Here is a 17,570-nt window from a genome sequence, read left to right as displayed (position 1 = left end):
GGCGATGCCCAAGCGCACAGACATCAAGTCCATCCTCATCATCGGCGCCGGCCCGATCGTCATCGGTCAGGCGTGCGAGTTCGACTATTCCGGGGTTCAGGCCTGCAAGGCGCTGAAGGCGGAAGGCTATCGGGTCATCCTTGTCAACTCGAACCCCGCCACCATCATGACCGACCCGGAGGTGGCCGACGCCACGTATATCGAGCCGATCACGCCCGAGATGGTCGAGAAGATCATCATCAAGGAAAAGCCCGACGCCCTGCTGCCGACCATGGGCGGCCAGACCGCGCTGAACACCGCCCTGGCCCTGCATGAATCCGGCGCGCTGGCCAAGCACGGCGTCGAGATGATCGGCGCCAAGGCCGAGGTGATCGACAAGGCCGAGGACCGCCAGAAGTTCCGCGACGCGATGGACAAGCTGGGTCTGGAGAGCCCCCGCTCCAAGGCCGCCCATTCGATGGAAGAGGCGCTGGAGGGGCTGGAGTTCGTCGGCCTGCCCGCCGTCATCCGCCCGTCCTTCACCCTGGCCGGCACCGGCGGCGGCATCGCCTTCAACCGCGAGGAGTTCGAGGAGATCGTCCTGCGCGGCCTGGACCTGTCGCCGACGACCGAGGTCCTGATCGAGGAATCGGTCCTGGGCTGGAAGGAATACGAGATGGAGGTCGTCCGCGACACGGCGGACAACTGCATCATCATCTGCTCGATCGAGAATGTCGATCCGATGGGGGTCCATACGGGCGACTCCATCACCGTCGCCCCCGCCCTGACGCTGACCGACAAGGAGTATCAGCGGATGCGGACGGGCTCGATCAATGTGCTGCGCGAGATCGGCGTCGAGACGGGCGGATCGAACGTGCAGTGGGCCATCAACCCCGCCGACGGCCGCATGGTCGTGATCGAGATGAACCCGCGCGTGTCGCGCTCGTCTGCGCTGGCGTCCAAGGCCACAGGCTTCCCCATTGCCAAGGTCGCGGCGCGTCTGGCGGTTGGCTACACCCTGGACGAACTGACCAACGACATCACCCAGGTCACGCCGGCCAGCTTCGAGCCGTCGATCGACTATGTCGTCACCAAGATCCCGCGCTTCGCCTTCGAGAAATATCCGGGATCCGAGCCCCTGCTGGGCACCTCGATGAAGTCGGTGGGCGAGGTGATGGCCATCGGCCGCACCTTCCAGGAATCGATGCAGAAGGCCCTGCGCGGGCTGGAGACCGGCCTGTCGGGCTTCGACGAGATCGAGATCGAAGGGGTGGCCGGCGCCGAAGACGACGCCACGGCCCGCGGCGCCGTCGTCCGCGCCCTGGGCGTTCCGACCCCCGACCGCATCCGCGTCATCGCCCAGGCCTTCCGCCACGGCCTGACGGTCGAAGAAGTCAACGCCGCCTGTTCGTATGAGCCTTGGTTCCTGCGCCAGATCGCCGACATCGTGCGCGAAGAAGGCCATGTGCGGGTCAAGGGCCTGCCGACCGACCCGACCGAGTTCCGCCGCCTGAAAGCCAAGGGCTTTTCCGACGCCCGTCTGGCGCAACTGACCGGCCAGAGCGAAAAATCCGTCCGGACCGCCCGTCGCGGCCTGAACGTGCGCCCGGTGTTCAAGCGCATCGACACCTGCGCCGCCGAGTTCGCCAGCGCCACCGCCTATATGTATTCGACCTATGAGACCGGCGCTCTGGGCCAAGTCCCCGAATGCGAGTCGGAGCCGACGAACAAGAAGAAGGCCATCATCCTGGGCGGCGGTCCCAACCGGATCGGCCAGGGGATCGAGTTCGACTACTGCTGCTGTCACGCAGCCTTCGCCTTCGACCAGATCGGCGTCGAAAGCATCATGGTCAACTGCAACCCCGAGACCGTCTCGACCGACTACGACACCTCCGACCGCCTATATTTCGAGCCGCTCACGGCCGAGGACGTGCTGGAGCTGATCGAGGTCGAGCGTTCGAACGGCGAGCTGATCGGCTGCGTCGTCCAGTTCGGTGGCCAGACCCCGCTGAAACTGGCCCACGCGCTGCAGGAGGACAATATCCCCGTCCTGGGCACCAGCGTCGACTCCATCGACCTGGCTGAGGATCGCGAACGCTTCCAGCAGATGCTGGAGGGCATCGGCCTGCGCCAGCCGCCCAATGGCCTGGCCCGTTCGGCCGAGGAAGCGGCGCAGAAGGCCGAAGAGGTCGGCTATCCCGTCGTCCTGCGCCCCTCTTACGTCCTCGGCGGTCGCGGCATGATGATCGTCCACGACCGCGAGCAACTGGACCGCTACGTCCACGAGGCCATGCGCGTCTCAGGCGACGATCCCGTCCTGATCGACCACTATCTGAACCGCGCCACCGAGGTGGACGTCGACGCCCTGTGCGACGACGAGACGGTCTTTGTCGCTGGCGTCCTGGAACATATCGAGGAAGCCGGCGTCCACTCGGGCGACAGCGCCTGCTCCATGCCGCCTTTCTCGCTGCGGGCCGAGATCGTGGACGAGTTGAAGCGCCAAACCACCGAAATGGCCAAGGCCTTGAAGGTGCGCGGCCTGATGAACGTGCAGTTCGCCATCGAGGAGCCGCACAGCGAAAACCCGCGCATCTTCGTGCTGGAAGTCAATCCGCGCGCCAGCCGCACGGCGCCCTTCGTGGCCAAGACCATCGGCCAGCCCATCGCCTCCATCGCCGCCAAGGTCATGGCCGGCATGCCGCTGAAATCCTTCGGTCTGACGGACAAGCCCTACGACCATATCGCGGTTAAGGAAGCGGTCTTCCCGTTCGCCCGTTTCGCCGGGGTGGACACCGTCCTGGGCCCGGAAATGCGCTCGACCGGCGAGGTCATGGGGCTGGACTTCAAGCGGCCGGGAGAAGCCGACATGGCCCCCGCCTTCGCCCGCGCCTTCGCCAAGTCCCAGATCGGCGGCGGCACGACCCTGCCGACCTCGGGCTGCGCCTTCATTTCGGTCAAGGACGAGGACAAGCCCTTCATCGTCGATGCCGCCAGAACGCTGGTGGCCGAAGGCTTCAGCCTGATGGCCACCGGCGGCACCCACGCCTATCTGGTCGAACAGGGGCTGGAGGTGAAGCTGGTCAAGAAGGTGCTGGAAGGCCGCCCGCACATCGTGGACGCGATGAAGAACGGCGAGGTCCAGCTGGTCTTCAACACCACATCGGGCAAGCAGTCGCTGCAGGACAGCTTCAGCCTGCGCCGCACCGCCCTGATGATGAAGATGCCCTACTACACCACCACAGCCGGCGCCCTGGCGGCGGCCCAGGCCATCGGCGCCATCAAGGCCGGCGACCTGGATGTGCGGGCGATCCAGGATTACGCCTGACGTTGACGAAATCTCCGGTTTTCGGCCGCACGCTGCAAGGCTGTAGCGGCCGAACGCCGGAGATACGCCGATGTCCAATCTCGACCTCGCCCTGATCGCCATCCTGTGCGGCGAAATGCTGGGGTTTCTCGCCTTCGCCAGGGACAAGCGGCGCGCCAGGGCCGGCCTGTGGCGCACGCCGGAATCCATGCTCTTGCTGTTCGGCCTGATCGGCGGGCTGGGCGCCTGGATGGGTCAGCACATCCTGCGCCACAAGACCCGCAAGGAGCCGTTCAGGACCCAGTTCGGCTTCGTCGTCCTGCTTCACCTGATCCTGCTGGCGGGCGGCGCCGCCTGGATCATTCTGTAGCGCGACCGTCTTCGCCAGCGCCATCTTCGCCCGCCACGATCCGGGTTGCGGCCAGGTCGGCGGTGACATTGCCGACGGTGCGGAAGATGTCGGGGATGACCTCGACCGCCAGCAGCAGCGGCAGCACGCCAAGCGGCAGGCCCATGGCCAGACAGATGGGGCCGATGGCGGCGAAGAAGCTGACCTGGCCCGGCAGACCGACCGAGGCGATGGACACGGCGATGGCTGTCAGTCCACCGGCGATCAGCACGCCGAGCCCCAACTCCACCCCGTGCAACTGCGCCACATAGAGGCAGACCGCCAGGTTTGCGACCGGGCTGGTGATGCGGAACACCGCCACCGCCAGCGGCAGAACGAGGCCGGCGGAGGTCTGGGGCACGCCCAGCCAGTCGCGCGCGCGCTCGATCATGACCGGCAGGCTGGCCAGCGACGACTGGGTCGAGACGGCGACCACCTGGGCCGGGGCCACGGCGCGCGCGAAACGGGCCAGCGAAATCCGACCCCACACGATCGCCACGACATAGATGATCAGGATCAGGCCGATCTGGCTGAGGCAGACGATGGCGACATAGTGGGCCAGCGTCCCCGCCACCCCCAGGCCCGCGCGCAAACCCACGCCCAGCGCCAGGGCGAACACGCCGAACGGCGCGGCCAGCAGCACCCAGTGCACGATGACCACCATGGTCTCGGCCACCGCCTCGAAGAAGCCGGCTAGGGGCCGACGCAGCTCGGCCTTGATCCGCGTTGCGGCGAAGCCGAAGGCGACGGCGAAGACCACCACCGCCAGCACCCCGTCGTCGGACGCCGCCTTGATGACGTTGGCTGGCGCCAGACTGGCCAGGAAGGCGCGCAGCCCGTCGGTGCGCGCCGCTTCACCCACGGTCGCCAGCGATTCGGCGCTGACGCCCGCCAGCAGTCCACGCCCCGCCTCCGGATCGATCGGCCAGACCGCCAGCAGGCCCAGCCCCGCCAGGATCGCATAGATCGTCGCCCCGACCAGCAGCACCGCGAACACCACCAACGACCGCACCGCGATACGGCCCGTCGCCGCCGCATCGGCGATGGAGACGATGCCGGTCACCAGCAGGCTGAACACCAGGGGAATGACGGTCATGCGCAGGGCGTTCAGCCACACCTGGCCCAGGCTCTCGACCACGCCCAAGGCGCCGGTCAGCAAGGCCGCCTGCGACCCTTGCGCCAGAGCGCCGACGACGACGCCGGCGACCAGGGCGGCGATGACGAAAAAGCTCAGAGAGGTGAAGAAGGCGGCGATGCGGGATTGGCTCATGCCCTAGCGCTAGCACCGCTCGGCGTATCGCGCGCGGCAAACCTTCTACTGGTCGCTGACAGTTCATGTCGTCGCAGGGCGAACCCCGATCGCGCACGGCGCGTTGGGACGACGAAAGGAACTCAATCATGTCCCGTCTGAACAAACTCGTCCCGCTGATCGGCAGCCTGCTGCTCTCCAAGGGCGGCCGCCGCGTCGCCGGTCGTCACGCCGGTAAACTGGCCCTGGCGACCCTGGCCTATGAGGTTTGGCGCAACCGCCGCGAGGGCGCCAAGCCCAAGGTCGCGCCGCAACCGCGCGGACGCTGGAGCGGCCGCCGCCCGCGCTGAGGCCGCAATCGCCGCTCGACTTCTCGGGCGGCGTTGCGAATAGTCACGCCTCGCCGCCCGGAGCCGACCCATGATAAAAGTCCACCATCTGAACGATAGCCGCTCGCAACGCGTCCTGTGGCTGCTCGAAGAGCTGGGCCTGGACTATGAGGTCGTGCGCTACGAACGAAACCCCGGCAACCGGCTGGCGCCGCCCGAACTGCTGGCGATCCATCCCCTGGGCAAGTCGCCGGTCATCGAGGACGGCGCGGTCAAGGTCGCAGAGACCGGAGCCATCGTCGAATATCTGCTCGATACCTATGGCCAGGGTCGGCTGCGTCCGGCGGCGGGAACCGAGGACGGCCGTCGGTTCACCTATTGGCTCCACTATGCCGAGGGGTCGGCCATGCCCCCTTTGCTGCTGAAGCTGGTCTTCAGCATGCTGCCACGCCGCGCGCCCGCCCTGCTGAAACCCATCGTTAATGGCGTCGCCAACAAGGCGATCACCAGTTTCGTCGACCCGCAACTGCGCACCCACGTCGGGTTCTGGGAGGACGAACTGGGCCGCTCGGAATGGTTCGCGGGCGATCAGTTCACCGCCGCCGACATCATGATGAGCTTTCCGGTCGAGGCCGGCGCCGACCGCGCGTTCAATGCCGAGACCAAACCTCGTCTGAAGGCCTTCTTGAACCGCATCCATGCGCGGCCTGCCTATCAACGCGCGCTCGAGCGCGGCGGTCCCTACAGCTACGCGTGATCGGATCGTGATCGCGGCGGCGCAACCCGCCGTGGTCGAGGGCGTTAAGGTCTCATGCGCCTTCAAACCATTCAGATCGTCGCCGGACTGGCTGCGGCCGTCGCCTTCGTCCTCGCCTTCATGGCGGCAGGAGCCGCCCTAATTTCCGGCGTCTTCATGCTCGCTGGCCTCGCCGCCGTCGGTTGGCTGGCCTACAGCCTCATAAAGGGCGTCCTGCGCCGCGATCACAATCCCGAACCGCCGGCCCGCGCCTGAGCGGTCAACCGGCGCGGGCGTTGCGCTCTTGAATTCGTGAGCGAGAAACCCTAGTCTTGATGCCCGGCCGCGCCCGCCCCGCGGCCTTTTGTGTGCTTATCTCGCGTCTTTCCAGTCTCCGGGCGAACCAGAAAAATCACGACACAAATGGAAAAAGTGCCGATGACGGGCGAGGGCTACCGTGCCCTCGACGATCAACTGAAGCAATTGAAGTCGGTCGAAAGGCCGAGCGTGATCGCCGCCATTTCCGAGGCGCGTGAGCACGGCGATCTGTCCGAAAACGCTGAATACCATGCCGCCAAGGAGCGTCAGGGCTGGATCGAAGGCCAGATCGCCGAGATCGAGGATAAGATCAGCCGCGCCCAGGTTATCGACGTGTCCAAACTGTCGGGCAGCCAGGTCAAGTTCGGCGCCACGGTCACTGTGGTGGACGAGGACACCGAGGAAGAGGCCACCTATCAGATCGTCGGCGAACACGAAGCCGATGTGAAGAAGGGCAAGATCTCGATCGCCTCGCCGATCGCGCGCGCCATGATTTTCAAGGAGGTCGGCGACGTCGTGGAGGTCAACACCCCCGGCGGCGTGAAGGCCTACGAAATCCTCAAGGTCGAGTGGAAGTAGCAGCGGTGGCGGGGGCAGCGTCCGCGCAGCCCCTCTCTCCCAATCCTTTGGCCATCTGGGTCGTCTCCGACGGCCGCGCCGGCATCGAGAATCAGGCGCTGGGTCTCGCCGAGGCCGTACAGCGCCTGACCCCGGCCGAGGTTACGATCAAACACATCCGCTGGCGGCCGATCTTCGACCGCCTGCCGTCGGCGTTGAAGAGCCCGGCCATGCTGGCGTCCGCGCCGCTGACCGCACCCTGGCCCGACCTATGGATCGCCACGGGTCGTGCGACCCTGCCGCTGTCGACCCGCGTCAAGGCCTGGAGCGGCGGCAAGACCTTCGTTGTTCAGACCCAGGACCCCCGATGGGCCAACGACCGCTACGACCTGATCGTCGCCCCCGCCCATGACGGTCTGTCGGGCGACAATGTCTTTGAAATCACCGGCTCGCCGCACCGCATCACGCCCCAGCGCATCGCCCAGGCCGCACCCGCCTTCGCCGACCGGATCGCATCCCTGCCCAATCCGCGCGTCGCCGTGTTGATCGGCGGCAAGTCCAAGGCTTTCGACCTGACCCCCGCCCATGCGGCCGACCTGGCCGACCAGATCGCCGACGCCGTACGAGCATCCGGCGGCGCACTGATGCTGACCTTCTCACGCCGGACGCCCGATGCGGCTAAGGCCGTCATGACCGCTCGCCTTTCGGATTTACCGGGCTGGATCTGGGATGGGACAGGCGAAAATCCCCTGTTCGGCTTCCTGCATTTCGCCGACCACATCTTGGTCACCGAGGACAGCGCCAATATGGCGGCCGAGGCCGCCTCCACCGGCAAGCCGGTCCATGTCCTGCCGATGATCCCGCTGAAGGCGGGCGACAAGTTCGCTCGCCTGCACGACGACCTGCAATCGCGCGGCGCCACCCGCCCGTTCGACGGCGCGCTGGACGACTGGACCTACGAGCCACTGGCCGAGACCGACCGCGCCGCGCGCGCCGTTCTGGAAGCGATGCAGACGCGATAGCGAGACCGACGTCCGTTCCTGACGCCGTCACGCCCCATGGTGAAGACCGTCATTAGGCGGCTTTCTAAGAGCGGTTCGCAAAAATCTGCACGAAAGTGCACTGAAAGATTCTGGAGTGGCCTTTTCAGTCGCCGCCACCCCCGCCGCCGCCGTCACAGCCGCTGTCCCCGCTGCAGTCAGAGCCGCTGGGCTGGGACGTATCTGATGACGGCATGACGGCGCCGCCGTCTGATCCGCCGCCCTTCCGGGCCTTTGCGTTCGCGGCCCCCATCAAGGCCACGCCAAAGCCCGATCCGATGGCCGTGCCCAGCGCGAGACCTAGGCCGACATTGTCCAGCGCCACGCCCAGCGCCACGCCGATCGACAGGCCCATGCCGATCCCGATCGGCAGGAAGGCCGCGTTCTTGTTCGTCATCCCCATACTCCCCTGCGTGTCAGGCGAGACTAGCATCGCGCAAACGGGAATCACCGCCTAAATAGGGGCCATGACCCAAGCTCGTACTGTTCGCGTCGCCATCATCGGCTCCGGCCCCGCTGGCTGGACCGCCGCCATCTACGCCGCCCGCGCCTCGCTGAACCCCGTCATCATCGCCGGCATCCAGCCTGGCGGCCAGCTGACCATCACCACCGACGTCGAGAACTATCCCGGCTTCGCCGACACCATCCAGGGCCCCTGGCTGATGGAGCAGATGCAGGCCCAGGCCCTGCATGTCGGGACCGAGGTCATCCACGACATCGTCGTCTCCGCCGACCTGTCGCAACGCCCGTTCCGCCTGAAGCTGGACAGCGGCGAAGAGATGCTGGCCGAGACCGTCATTATCTCCACCGGCGCCCAGGCGAAGTGGCTGGGGCTTGAGAGCGAGGCCGCCTATCAGGGCTTCGGCGTCTCGGCCTGCGCGACCTGCGACGGCTTCTTCTACCGCGGCAAGGAGGTCGTGGTCGTCGGCGGCGGCAACACCGCCGTCGAAGAGGCGCTGTTCCTGACCAACTTCGCCTCCAAGGTCACGGTCGTTCACCGTCGCGACGAGTTTCGCGCCGAGAAGATCCTGCAGGACCGGCTGTTCGCCCACCCCAAGGTCGAGGTGATCTGGAACTCGGCGATCGAGGAGATTGTCGGCGTCGTGGACGGCATGGCCAAAAATGTCACCGGCGTTCGGCTGAAGAATGTCCAGGACGGCTCGACCCGGGAAATTCCCGCCGACGGCGTCTTCATCGCCATCGGCCACGCCCCGTCGTCGGAACTGTTCAAGGGCCAGTTGGAGACAAACGCCGGCGGCTATCTGCGGGTCAAGCCCGGCACGGCCTCGACCGAGATCGAAGGCGTCTGGGCCGCCGGCGACGTGACCGACGACGTCTATCGCCAAGCCGTCACCGCCGCCGGCATGGGCTGCATGGCCGCCCTGGAAGTCAGCCGCTTCCTCGCCGAGGAAGACCACGCCAAGGCCCACCATCCCATCAGCCACGCCGAGGCGGAGAAGATCGGGGTCTGGTGACCCCGATCCTGCGCGATCAATAGGCGCTCGCCTCCATCAGTTCCGCCCCGTCCTCGTCCGACAGCATCAGGGTCGCCGCCTTCAGCGTGTCGGCCAGCTGTTCGGTCGAGGTCGCGCTTACAATCGGGGCCGTCACGCCCGGCTGGGCCAGCAGCCAGGCCAAGGCGACCTGGGCGGAGGTGGCCTCATTCTTCTGGGCCACGACGTCCAGAACCGTCAGGATACGCACGCCGCGCTCGTCGAACTTGTCCTTCAGCATTCCCTCGCGTTTGGTCCCGGCGATCTGATCGACGGTCTTGTATTTGCCGGTCAGGAAGCCGCTCTCCAGACTGAAATAGGTGATGACGCCCAGCCCCTTCTTGACGGCCAGGTCCTGCAACCCGCCCTCGAAGGTGTCGCGGCTGTAGAGGTTGTAATGCGGCTGGATCGTCGCATAGGCGGCCAAACTCTCGCGCTGCGAGATGTCCAGAGCTTCGGACACCTGTTCGGCCGAATGGTTGGAGGTGCCGATGGCGCGCACCTTGCCGGCCTGCACCAGCTTATCCAGCGCGCGCAGCGTCTCTTCTTGCGGCGTCTTCGGGTCGGGCCAGTGGGTCTGATACAGGTCGATATAGTCGGTCTGGAGCCGGCGCAGCGACGCCTCGACCGCCGTCTCTATCCAGGCCGGTGACAGGTCGTTGTGGCCCTGCCCCATATCCGATCCGACCTTGGTCAGGATCTTGACGTGGTCGCGCCGGCCGCGCGCCTTCAGCCACTTGCCGATGATCGTCTCGCTTTCGCCGCCGGAATGGCCCGGAACCCAGCGCGAATAGGCGTCGGCTGTGTCGACGGCGTCGAAACCGGCCTCGACGAAGGCGTCCAGCAGGGCGAATGAGGTCGCCTCGTCCGCCGTCCAGCCGAAGACGTTGCCGCCGAACACCAGGGGGGCGATGTCCAGGCCGCTGGAGCCGAGCTTGCGTTTGGAAAGGGTGGTCATGCGGAGATCTCCTCTTGGGGAGACCTCGACATATGCCGCATCATTGCGACCGCAACCGCCTCGGCTGCGGTCAGCCGAACAGTTGAAGACCCGGAGGCGCGTAGTCGACTGGCTGTCCCTGGCGACGGCGCAGGGCGTAATCCACAGCCGTCTGGACCGCATGTTCGTCTGTCGGTTTGGACAAGACGCCGATGGTGCCGGCGACGCCGTCGCGCACCATGCCGGGGTTGGCCGTCATGAACAGGACGGAGACGCCCATGTCCTGACCCAGTTCGCGGCCCAGATTGATTCCTGTGGGACCGTCGGACAGGTGGATATCGACCAGCGCCAGATCGACATCGTTCTCGCGCACCAGATCGCGCGCGGCCTGTGCGGTCGCGGCGACGCCCAGAACCTCGTGGCCGAGGTCCTCCAGGACGAACCTGAGCTCCATCGCAACGAGAGCTTCGTCTTCGATGATGAGGATACGCGCAGTCATGGGTTCAATCAGTGCTCGGGACCGTACGTAACGTCAGTGTGAGGGATAGGTTTCAATAGAAGACTAATTTGAGTATCCGCCTGCCGCGCGGCGCCTGGACAGGGCCGTCGCCGGCAGGTCCACGATGACCTGGAGCCCCTCTGGCCGCCATTCGCGCGACAAACGCCCGCCGAGCTGTCCCTCAACCGACAGGCTGGCCAGGGACGAACCGAAGCCGGTGCGTTGCGGCATGCCCTGGATGGCCGGACCGCCCGTTTCCGACCAGGTCAGGACGAAGCGATCCTCCTTTCGTTCTGTGTCGAGCGTCACGACGCCCCCACGCTCGGAAAGCGCGCCGTATTTGGCGGCGTTGGTCGCCAGTTCGTGGAACAGCAAGGCCACGGAGGTCGCCGCTTGATCGTCGAAGACGGCGTCCTCACCCTGAATGACGACGCGCGCCCCACCCGTCTCGTCCGCATAGGCCTTGAACAGATCGGACAGGAAGGAATGCAGGGTTGTCGCCCCGATCGTGGTCTTGGACGTCTCGGTGTGCGGCCGCACGAACTCATGCGCCCGGGCCAGGGCGGCGATGCGTGTGCGGAGAGAGGCCGAAAACGCCTTGGCTTCCGGATACTGGCGCGCCGAAAGGGCGACCAGGGCGGTGACGACGGCGAAGATGTTCTTGATCCGGTGGCTCAGCTCCTGGCTGACCAGCTCGCGGCCCTGCTCCAGCCGCTTCAACTCGTCGATGTCGGTGCATGTGCCGAACCAGCGCGTGATCTGGTCGTCTTCATCACGGATCGCCACCGCGCGTCCCAGCGTCCAGCGATAGACGCCGCTATTATGCTTCAGGCGGTATTCGATTTCGTAGGGTTCTCCCGTCTCAAGCGAATGCCGCCAAGCCGCCCAGGCTCGCTCCTGATCATCCTTATGGAACATGTCGTTCCAGCCTTCGCCGTCGGTAGAGCCGACCGGCACGCCGGTGAACTCATACCAACGCGCATTGTAGTAGTCATGGAAACCGTCGGGCTGTGTGGACCAGACCATCTGCGGCATGGCATCGGCCAGAACCCGGAACCGGGTCTCGCTCTCGCTGAGAGCACGAGCGGTTTCGGCGAGGTCTGTCTCGATGGTCTTGCGTTCGGTGATGTCCACCGCGACGCCGGGAAAGCGGATCGGCGCGCCCTCGGCGTCGAAATAGACCTGACCGCGCGCCAGAACCCAACGCACGTCATCGCCTTGGCCCAGACGATATTCGCTGACGAAGGCGCCGTCGCCCGTCATGGCCCGGTCGATCTCGTCGGTGACGCGTTGGGCGTCGTCGGGATGGACGCTGGAGGTGAAAACCTCGATAGCCGCGCCCTCGCGCGCGGCTTCGGGATCCACGCCATACATCCGCGCAAAGCGTTCGTCGGCGATCACGCGGTTTTCGGGAATGTCCCAGTCCCAGGCCCCGACATAGGCCGAGGCCTCCATCGCCAACCGCGCGGTGCGGTCGCTGAGGTCCCGCTCCAACAAGGCGCGCCGCAGCTCCAATTGCGTCATCACCTGTTGCGCCAGGGTCTTGAGCGCGATCAGCTGAAGCTCGGTCAGCCCTTGCGGGCGCGGCGTGTCGTCCAGCACGCACAGGGCGCCCAGCGGCACGCCGTCGGGCGTCCTCAGCGGATAGCCGGCATAGAAGCGGATGTGCGGCGCGCCCGTCACCAGGTCATTGTCGATGAAGCGGTCGTCCTGCATCGCGTCGGGGATGACCATGACGTCGTCGCCCAGCATGGCGTGGGCGCAGAACGACAGCGGGCGCGGCGTTTCGCGCACGCCCAGACCGACCTCGGACTTGAACCACTGACGCTGGGAATCGACCAGACTGACGGCGGCCATCGGCGCCTCACAGATGCGCGCGGCGAGCGACGCCAGATCGTCGAACGACCCTTCGGGCGTCGTGTCCAGGACGCCGTAACTTGTCAGGGCCTTCAGACGGTCGCCTTCGTCCCACCTCGGACAATCGACTTCGGGGTGGGTCAAGCAGGCGTCCTCGCTGGGCCGGTCAGGTCCGGCCATCGACATCAATGCTCGGAGTGGCGAAGCGTTGCAATGCAGGATGTCAGTTCGCGGGGCGACCGACTTCCTCCACATCCATTGTCGTGACGCCCGCGGGCGCCGGAGCGGCGGGTTTGATCGACGATGCGGGCCGCTCCAGGGCGTTCAGGCGCGCGTTGATGGCGGCGACTTCGTCACGCGTGGGCAGGCGGCGACCGCCCAGGCTGACCACGCCGACGACCCGCTGCTGACCATCGATCTCGACCGTCTTCAGAGGCGCGTCTTTCAGCGGAGCGTCGGGATCGGCGCCGCCGGTTGCAGATCCGGCGGCGATCGTCATGCGCGGACGCGAGAAACGCGCCTCGTCGATCGCCGGCTCGCGCCCATTGTAGGTTTTGCGGAAGGCGGCCGTTTCGCCATAGACGCCCTTCCAACGATAGAAGATGTGCGCGCCGATCTGCGTCACCTTGGCCACCGTCGGCGCCCACCAGGGATGCACATAGTCGGCGTGATAGTGGGTGGCTGTGCCGACTTCCTGAGCCACGGCGCCGTTCAGCGCGCGCTCCGCCACCTTGCGCGCCCGCTCCCACGCCCAGCCGACCGGCGACTGGCCTAGCGAGCCGTCGCAGGTGAAGCTGAACTGACATCCCGTGACGCGTTCGGCGCCCTCGAACACCACGCCGCAGACGGTGTTGGCGTAGTTCGGATCGCGCACGCGGTTCAGGACCACCTGGGCCACGCCCGCCTGGCCGTTGTCCGGCTCCAGCGCCGCCTCATAATAAACCGCCTGGGTCAGACAGCGCAAAGCCCGCCTGCGATCCTCGGCGCTGCCCTTGAACACGAACGGCAAGGCGGGACGCAGCGCGCCGGACGCGGGCGCCATGGCTGCGTTCAGACGTTGGGCCTCGAGGCCGCTCTTGCCCGATTCCAGACCTGGCTTGCCGGCCAGCGTCAAGCTCTCCCAGCCCGGCGTCAGTCCGTAGAGAGCCGGCTGCAGAAGGTTGGGATCATGCCGCATGGCGACGGCCAGCTGCGACGACGTCAATCGCCCCTTGATCGCGGCCAACCCGCCCGCGCCGAGGTCGCCGCCGGTGATGCGCGAGACAGCCTCTGCCGTCCGATCCATATCGGGTCGCACGCTGGACCCCGCCGCCATGGCGACGCCCAGCACCGCGCCGGCCGCGGGCAAGGCCGCCGCCGAGCGCCGCAGCGCCTTCCACATCGTCTTCCAGGGCAACCGGGTCATTCAGGGTCCAATAGGCGCGATCGGCGCACCGGCCTTTCGCTGAGATCGCGCGTCTAGTCCGACTTATAGGCCATTTTCCGGCGTCACGACGACCGCCGTTATCAAACCCCTCTGCGCGTCAGGGGTGGTCGCCCCAAACGCAAGGTGTAAAACTATGTTCCAGCGGGGCAAACGCGTCGCTGGTGGGGCGAACCGACGATATGAGCGCAGGCGGATCGAAACGGCGGATCGCGGTCATGGATCGCTGGCTGATCGGCCTGGCGCGCCTGTCGACGGCCTCGCCGACGCATCGCCTTTTGATCGGGATCGGCATCGCCCTCGCGGGTCTGGCGATCCGGGCGGCGGCGGCGCCGCTGTATGGCGAGGTCACCGGCTTTACCATCCTGTTGCCGGCGGTGACCCTGGCCGCTCTGGCGGCCGGCTGGACCGGAGCCTTGACGGCGCTTTTGGTCTGCACCTGCGGCGGCTGGGCGATCGTCGCGCTGACGGCAACCGGCCGGGATGGCGTGCTTCACGCCATCGGTGGTGCGGCGACCTGGAATTTCGTTCTCGTCGGCCTGTTCATCGCGGCGGTGGGGGCGTCGCTCCGCAAGGCCCTGTCGCGGCTGAGTGAAAGCGAGACCCGGTTCCGCGAACTCGCCGATACCGCCCCCTCGCCGATCTGGCTGCTGGACGCCAAGGGCGAGTTCGAGTTCGTCAACGCCGCCGTCTTCACCCTGCATGGACTGGACATCGAGGCGTTGCGCGAGGGCGGCTGGAAGACAGCCGTTCACCCCGACGATCTGAAGACCGTAAAGGCGGCCGAGAAGGCCGGCGCCGCTGATCGCAAGCCCTTCCAGATGGAGGCGCGCGTTCAGGGGCAGGACGGCGTCTGGCGCTGGATGCGGGCCGTCGTGCGTCCGCGCTTCGATGGGCAAGGCGCCTTCGTCGGCTATGCCGGCATTTCGTTCGATGTGACCGAAACCCGTGAGGCGCTGGATGCGGCGGCGCGCGCCGCGCGACGTCAGGCGTTCCTGCTGGACCTCAGCGACCGGCTCCGCGACCTGACCGATCCCGAAGACATCATGGCCGATGTGGAGAGCACGCTGGGGGCACTGCTGGATGTCGAGCGGGTGGGCTATGGCGAGGTCGATCAGGCGGCGGGCGTTGTCTCTATGAGCCGTGACTGGACCGCCGGCGTCGAAAGCGCTCAGGGTCAGTTCAGCCTGAACGCCTTTGGCGAAGGTCTGATCGCGGACTTGAACGAAGGCCGCACCATCCAGATTTCAGATGTGCGCGACGACCCTCGCACGGCGGCGGTCGCCGACGCCTTCGACGCCATCCAGACCCGCGCCCTGGTGCGCGCACCGCTGATCCGCACCGGACGTTTGCGCGCGTTTCTCTATGTCCATTCGGCGACGCCGCGCGACTGGACCGAAGCCGAGGTCAGCCTGGTCGAAGAAGTCGCGGCGCGCACCTGGGCCGAGGTCGAACGCGCCCGCGCGGAAAACGAGACCCGTGAGAGCGAGCAGCGATTCCGCGCCATCGCCGACACCGCGCCGGTGCTGATCTGGGTCACCAAACAGGATCGGAAACGCGCTTTCGTGAACCGCGCCTATGTCGACTTCCACGGATCGGACTATCAGACCGTCCTCAACCTGGATTGGCGAAGCGCGCTGCATCCCGAGGATCAGGAGCGCATCCTGGCGGAATCGATTAACGGGGAAGCGACGCGCGAGCCCTTTTCGATGGAGGCGCGCTATCGCCGTCACGATGGCGAATGGCGCTGGCTGAAGTCCTTCTCCCGTCCCCGGCTGGCGGGCCAGGAGGTCGTCGGCTTCGTGGGCGTGGCGTTCGACGTGACGGACATGCGCACGGCCCAGGCGCGCCTAGAGGAATCCGAGAACCGCTTCCGCACCGTCGCCGACAGCGCGCCCGCCCTGATCTGGATGAGCGACGACGCCGCCCAGATGGTGTTCGCCAACAGGCGTTACCGCACCTTCTTCGACGTGGAGGCGGACGCGCATCTGCCCGACAGTTGGAGGCGACTGATCCATCCGGACGACGAGGGGGTCTTCGCCGCCGCCTTCATGCGCGCCTTCGAGGCCCGGGATCGGTTCGAGGCGCTGACGCGGATCAATCATCCAACGCTCGGCCCGCGCTGGCTGCGGACTGAAGGCGTGCCGCGCTTCGACGCCTCGGGCCTATTCCAGGGTTATGTCGGTGCCTGTCTGGATGTGACCGACGCCAAGCGGGCCGAAGACGACCTGAAACGCATCAATGAACTGCTGGAAGAAAGGGTCGACGAGGCCCTGATCGAAAAGGCCCAGGCCGAGGCGCAACTGGTCCATGCTCAGCGGATGGAGGCGGTCGGGCGGCTGACCGGCGGGGTCGCGCATGACTTCAACAACCTGCTGACCGTCGTGATCGGGGCCTTGGACATCATCCTGCGCAGCGAGGACGCGTCCAAGCGCAAGAAGCTGGGCGAGGCGGCGTTGGCGGCGGCGCGACGGGGCGAGAGCCTGACGCACCAGTTGCTGGCCTTCTCGCGTCGTCAGGCTCTGCGGCCCGAGCCGATCGATCTGAACGCCCTGATCCGCGAGAGCGAACCGCTGCTGCGCCGGGCCGTCGGCGAGGCCGTGGACTTCAAGGTCAAGCTGAAGCGCGGCGGCGCGCCCGCCAATGTCGATCCGGCCCAGTTCGAAGCCGCGCTGCTGAACCTGATCGTCAATGCGCGCGACGCTCTGGGTGATGTGACCGGGGCCAGGGGCCGCCAGGCCCGCATCACCGTGCAGACGCGGGCCTGCACCGTCGAGGCCGGACAGATCGCCGAACTGGCGGCGGGCGACTATGTCTGCGTCAGCGTCGCCGACAACGGCGAAGGCATGTCGCCGGACATCCGCGACCGAGTGTTCGAACCGTTCTTCACCACCAAGGGCGTCGGCAAAGGGACGGGCCTGGGGCTGAGCCAGGTCTATGGGTTCGCACGCCAGTCAGGCGGCGGCGTCCAGATCATCTCCGAGCCGGGACTTGGGGCCGAGATATGCATCTTCCTGCCGCCCCTGTCGGCAGAGGACGCCGCGATGACGTCGAACCTGGTCGCCGCCGATGGCGCCCCCTTGGTCGAGGGCGGGCGGATGTTGCTGGTGGAGGACGACGCCGGCGTCGCCGCCATCGCGCTCGAAATCTTGGAAGGTTTCGGGCTGGAGGTCGACTGGGCCGAGACGGGCGACGATGCGCTGAAGTTCCTTCAAGCCGACGACTTCGATCTGATGCTGACCGACGTGGTGATGCCCGGCGGCATGAGCGGCATCGATTTGGCGCGCGAGGCGGCGGCGCGCTGGCCGAATCTGCGGATCGCCTTGACCTCAGGCTACGTCGGCGAGGACGTGGATGCGGTGCTGGCCGACACGATCTGGCCCCTGCTGCGCAAACCCTATTCGTCGGACCAGTTGCGCGCCCTGCTGGAACGCCTCAGCGCCGCGACGACGAACTAACG

At 66.6% G+C, this 17,570-nt stretch carries 15 protein-coding genes; 9 read left to right on the top strand and 6 right to left on the bottom strand.

Annotation, left to right across the window (positions count from 1 at the left end; genetic code table 11):
• The first annotated feature begins 4 nt into the window (after positions 1–4).
• Both carB and AC3WRC_RS01220 read left to right on the top strand, forming a co-directional pair.
• Positions 5–3,304 carry a carbamoyl-phosphate synthase large subunit gene (carB, locus tag AC3WRC_RS01225; RefSeq protein ID WP_492302557.1) on the top strand — a complete coding sequence of 1,100 codons (3,300 nt, stop codon included), beginning with the start codon at positions 5–7 and terminating at the stop codon, positions 3,302–3,304.
• A 70-nt stretch (positions 3,305–3,374) separates the two neighbouring features.
• Positions 3,375–3,653: a DUF1294 domain-containing protein gene (locus AC3WRC_RS01220; RefSeq protein ID WP_492302555.1), complete on the top strand. Its 279-nt coding sequence runs from the start codon at positions 3,375–3,377 to the stop codon at positions 3,651–3,653.
• Here AC3WRC_RS01220 and AC3WRC_RS01215 read toward each other — a convergent pair.
• A complete protein-coding gene (locus tag AC3WRC_RS01215; protein WP_492302553.1) occupies positions 3,643–4,941 on the bottom strand; it encodes a dicarboxylate/amino acid:cation symporter in 1,299 nt (432 codons plus the stop codon). The two genes, AC3WRC_RS01220 and AC3WRC_RS01215, sit on opposite strands and share 11 nt — an antisense overlap.
• 128 nt (positions 4,942–5,069) lie before the next feature.
• On the opposite strand from AC3WRC_RS01215, the gene AC3WRC_RS01210 reads away from it, so the two are divergent.
• From AC3WRC_RS01210 to AC3WRC_RS01190, 5 genes are all read left to right on the top strand, one after another.
• Positions 5,070–5,270 carry a hypothetical protein gene (locus tag AC3WRC_RS01210; protein WP_055752936.1) on the top strand — a complete coding sequence of 67 codons (201 nt, stop codon included), beginning with the start codon at positions 5,070–5,072 and terminating at the stop codon, positions 5,268–5,270.
• A gap of 70 nt (positions 5,271–5,340) precedes the next feature.
• Positions 5,341–6,006, top strand: coding sequence for a glutathione S-transferase family protein (locus AC3WRC_RS01205; protein ID WP_055752935.1), 666 nt, complete (start codon positions 5,341–5,343; stop codon positions 6,004–6,006).
• Positions 6,007–6,060: 54 nt separating this feature from the next.
• Positions 6,061–6,261, top strand: a complete 201-nt coding sequence (locus AC3WRC_RS01200; RefSeq protein ID WP_492302552.1) for a hypothetical protein — start codon at positions 6,061–6,063, stop codon at positions 6,259–6,261.
• Positions 6,262–6,408: 147 nt separating this feature from the next.
• Entirely contained in the window at positions 6,409–6,882 is a 474-nt protein-coding gene (gene greA / locus AC3WRC_RS01195) for a transcription elongation factor GreA (RefSeq protein WP_492302551.1), read from the top strand.
• 47 nt (positions 6,883–6,929) lie between these two features.
• Positions 6,930–7,883, top strand: coding sequence for a mitochondrial fission ELM1 family protein (locus tag AC3WRC_RS01190; RefSeq protein ID WP_492302549.1), 954 nt, complete (start codon positions 6,930–6,932; stop codon positions 7,881–7,883).
• Between the two features lie 124 nt (positions 7,884–8,007).
• On the opposite strand, the gene AC3WRC_RS01185 is transcribed toward AC3WRC_RS01190, so the two are convergent.
• Positions 8,008–8,298 (bottom strand): glycine zipper domain-containing protein, encoded by a 291-nt coding sequence (locus AC3WRC_RS01185; protein WP_492302548.1) that lies wholly within the window; start codon positions 8,296–8,298, stop codon positions 8,008–8,010.
• A gap of 70 nt (positions 8,299–8,368) precedes the next feature.
• On the opposite strand from AC3WRC_RS01185, the gene trxB reads away from it, so the two are divergent.
• The gene (gene trxB / locus AC3WRC_RS01180; RefSeq protein WP_492302546.1) at positions 8,369–9,376 is read left to right on the top strand and encodes a thioredoxin-disulfide reductase; all 1,008 of its coding nucleotides are present in this window, start codon (positions 8,369–8,371) and stop codon (positions 9,374–9,376) included.
• 16 nt (positions 9,377–9,392) lie between these two features.
• Here the strand turns inward: trxB and AC3WRC_RS01175 are convergent, their stop codons facing one another.
• From AC3WRC_RS01175 to AC3WRC_RS01160, 4 genes are all read right to left on the bottom strand, one after another.
• On the bottom strand, positions 9,393–10,352 hold the full coding sequence (locus AC3WRC_RS01175; RefSeq protein ID WP_492302545.1) for an aldo/keto reductase: 960 nt from the start codon (positions 10,350–10,352) through the stop codon (positions 9,393–9,395).
• 70 nt (positions 10,353–10,422) lie between these two features.
• Positions 10,423–10,830 carry a response regulator gene (locus AC3WRC_RS01170; protein ID WP_055752929.1) on the bottom strand — a complete coding sequence of 136 codons (408 nt, stop codon included), beginning with the start codon at positions 10,828–10,830 and terminating at the stop codon, positions 10,423–10,425.
• 63 nt (positions 10,831–10,893) lie between these two features.
• A complete protein-coding gene (locus AC3WRC_RS01165; protein WP_492302543.1) occupies positions 10,894–12,831 on the bottom strand; it encodes a PAS domain-containing protein in 1,938 nt (645 codons plus the stop codon).
• 79 nt (positions 12,832–12,910) lie between these two features.
• Positions 12,911–14,092 carry a cell wall hydrolase gene (locus AC3WRC_RS01160; protein ID WP_492302541.1) on the bottom strand — a complete coding sequence of 394 codons (1,182 nt, stop codon included), beginning with the start codon at positions 14,090–14,092 and terminating at the stop codon, positions 12,911–12,913.
• Positions 14,093–14,292: 200 nt separating this feature from the next.
• Between AC3WRC_RS01160 and AC3WRC_RS01155 the strand changes: the two genes are divergently transcribed.
• The gene (locus AC3WRC_RS01155) at positions 14,293–17,568 is read left to right on the top strand and encodes a PAS domain S-box protein (protein ID WP_492302540.1); all 3,276 of its coding nucleotides are present in this window, start codon (positions 14,293–14,295) and stop codon (positions 17,566–17,568) included.
• The last annotated feature ends 2 nt before the right edge of the window (positions 17,569–17,570 follow it).

This window comes from Brevundimonas sp. EU05-FHT14B07, assembly GCF_058790795.1.
This window is presented reverse-complemented; position numbering and strand designations above follow the sequence as displayed.

Excerpts from the sequence above, each read along its gene's own strand:
- carB (WP_492302557.1), top strand. The coding sequence starts at position 5 with ATGCCCAAGCGCACAGACATCAAGTCCATCCTCATCATCGGCGCCGGC.
- AC3WRC_RS01220 (WP_492302555.1), top strand. The coding sequence starts at position 3,375 with ATGTCCAATCTCGACCTCGCCCTGATCGCCATCCTGTGCGGCGAAATG.
- AC3WRC_RS01215 (WP_492302553.1), bottom strand. The coding sequence starts at position 4,941 with ATGAGCCAATCCCGCATCGCCGCCTTCTTCACCTCTCTGAGCTTTTTC.
- AC3WRC_RS01210 (WP_055752936.1), top strand. The coding sequence starts at position 5,070 with ATGTCCCGTCTGAACAAACTCGTCCCGCTGATCGGCAGCCTGCTGCTC.
- AC3WRC_RS01205 (WP_055752935.1), top strand. The coding sequence starts at position 5,341 with ATGATAAAAGTCCACCATCTGAACGATAGCCGCTCGCAACGCGTCCTG.
- AC3WRC_RS01200 (WP_492302552.1), top strand. The coding sequence starts at position 6,061 with ATGCGCCTTCAAACCATTCAGATCGTCGCCGGACTGGCTGCGGCCGTC.
- greA (WP_492302551.1), top strand. The coding sequence starts at position 6,409 with ATGGAAAAAGTGCCGATGACGGGCGAGGGCTACCGTGCCCTCGACGAT.
- AC3WRC_RS01185 (WP_492302548.1), bottom strand. The coding sequence starts at position 8,298 with ATGACGAACAAGAACGCGGCCTTCCTGCCGATCGGGATCGGCATGGGC.
- trxB (WP_492302546.1), top strand. The coding sequence starts at position 8,369 with ATGACCCAAGCTCGTACTGTTCGCGTCGCCATCATCGGCTCCGGCCCC.
- AC3WRC_RS01175 (WP_492302545.1), bottom strand. The coding sequence starts at position 10,352 with ATGACCACCCTTTCCAAACGCAAGCTCGGCTCCAGCGGCCTGGACATC.
- AC3WRC_RS01170 (WP_055752929.1), bottom strand. The coding sequence starts at position 10,830 with ATGACTGCGCGTATCCTCATCATCGAAGACGAAGCTCTCGTTGCGATG.
- AC3WRC_RS01160 (WP_492302541.1), bottom strand. The coding sequence starts at position 14,092 with ATGACCCGGTTGCCCTGGAAGACGATGTGGAAGGCGCTGCGGCGCTCG.
- AC3WRC_RS01155 (WP_492302540.1), top strand. The coding sequence starts at position 14,293 with ATGAGCGCAGGCGGATCGAAACGGCGGATCGCGGTCATGGATCGCTGG.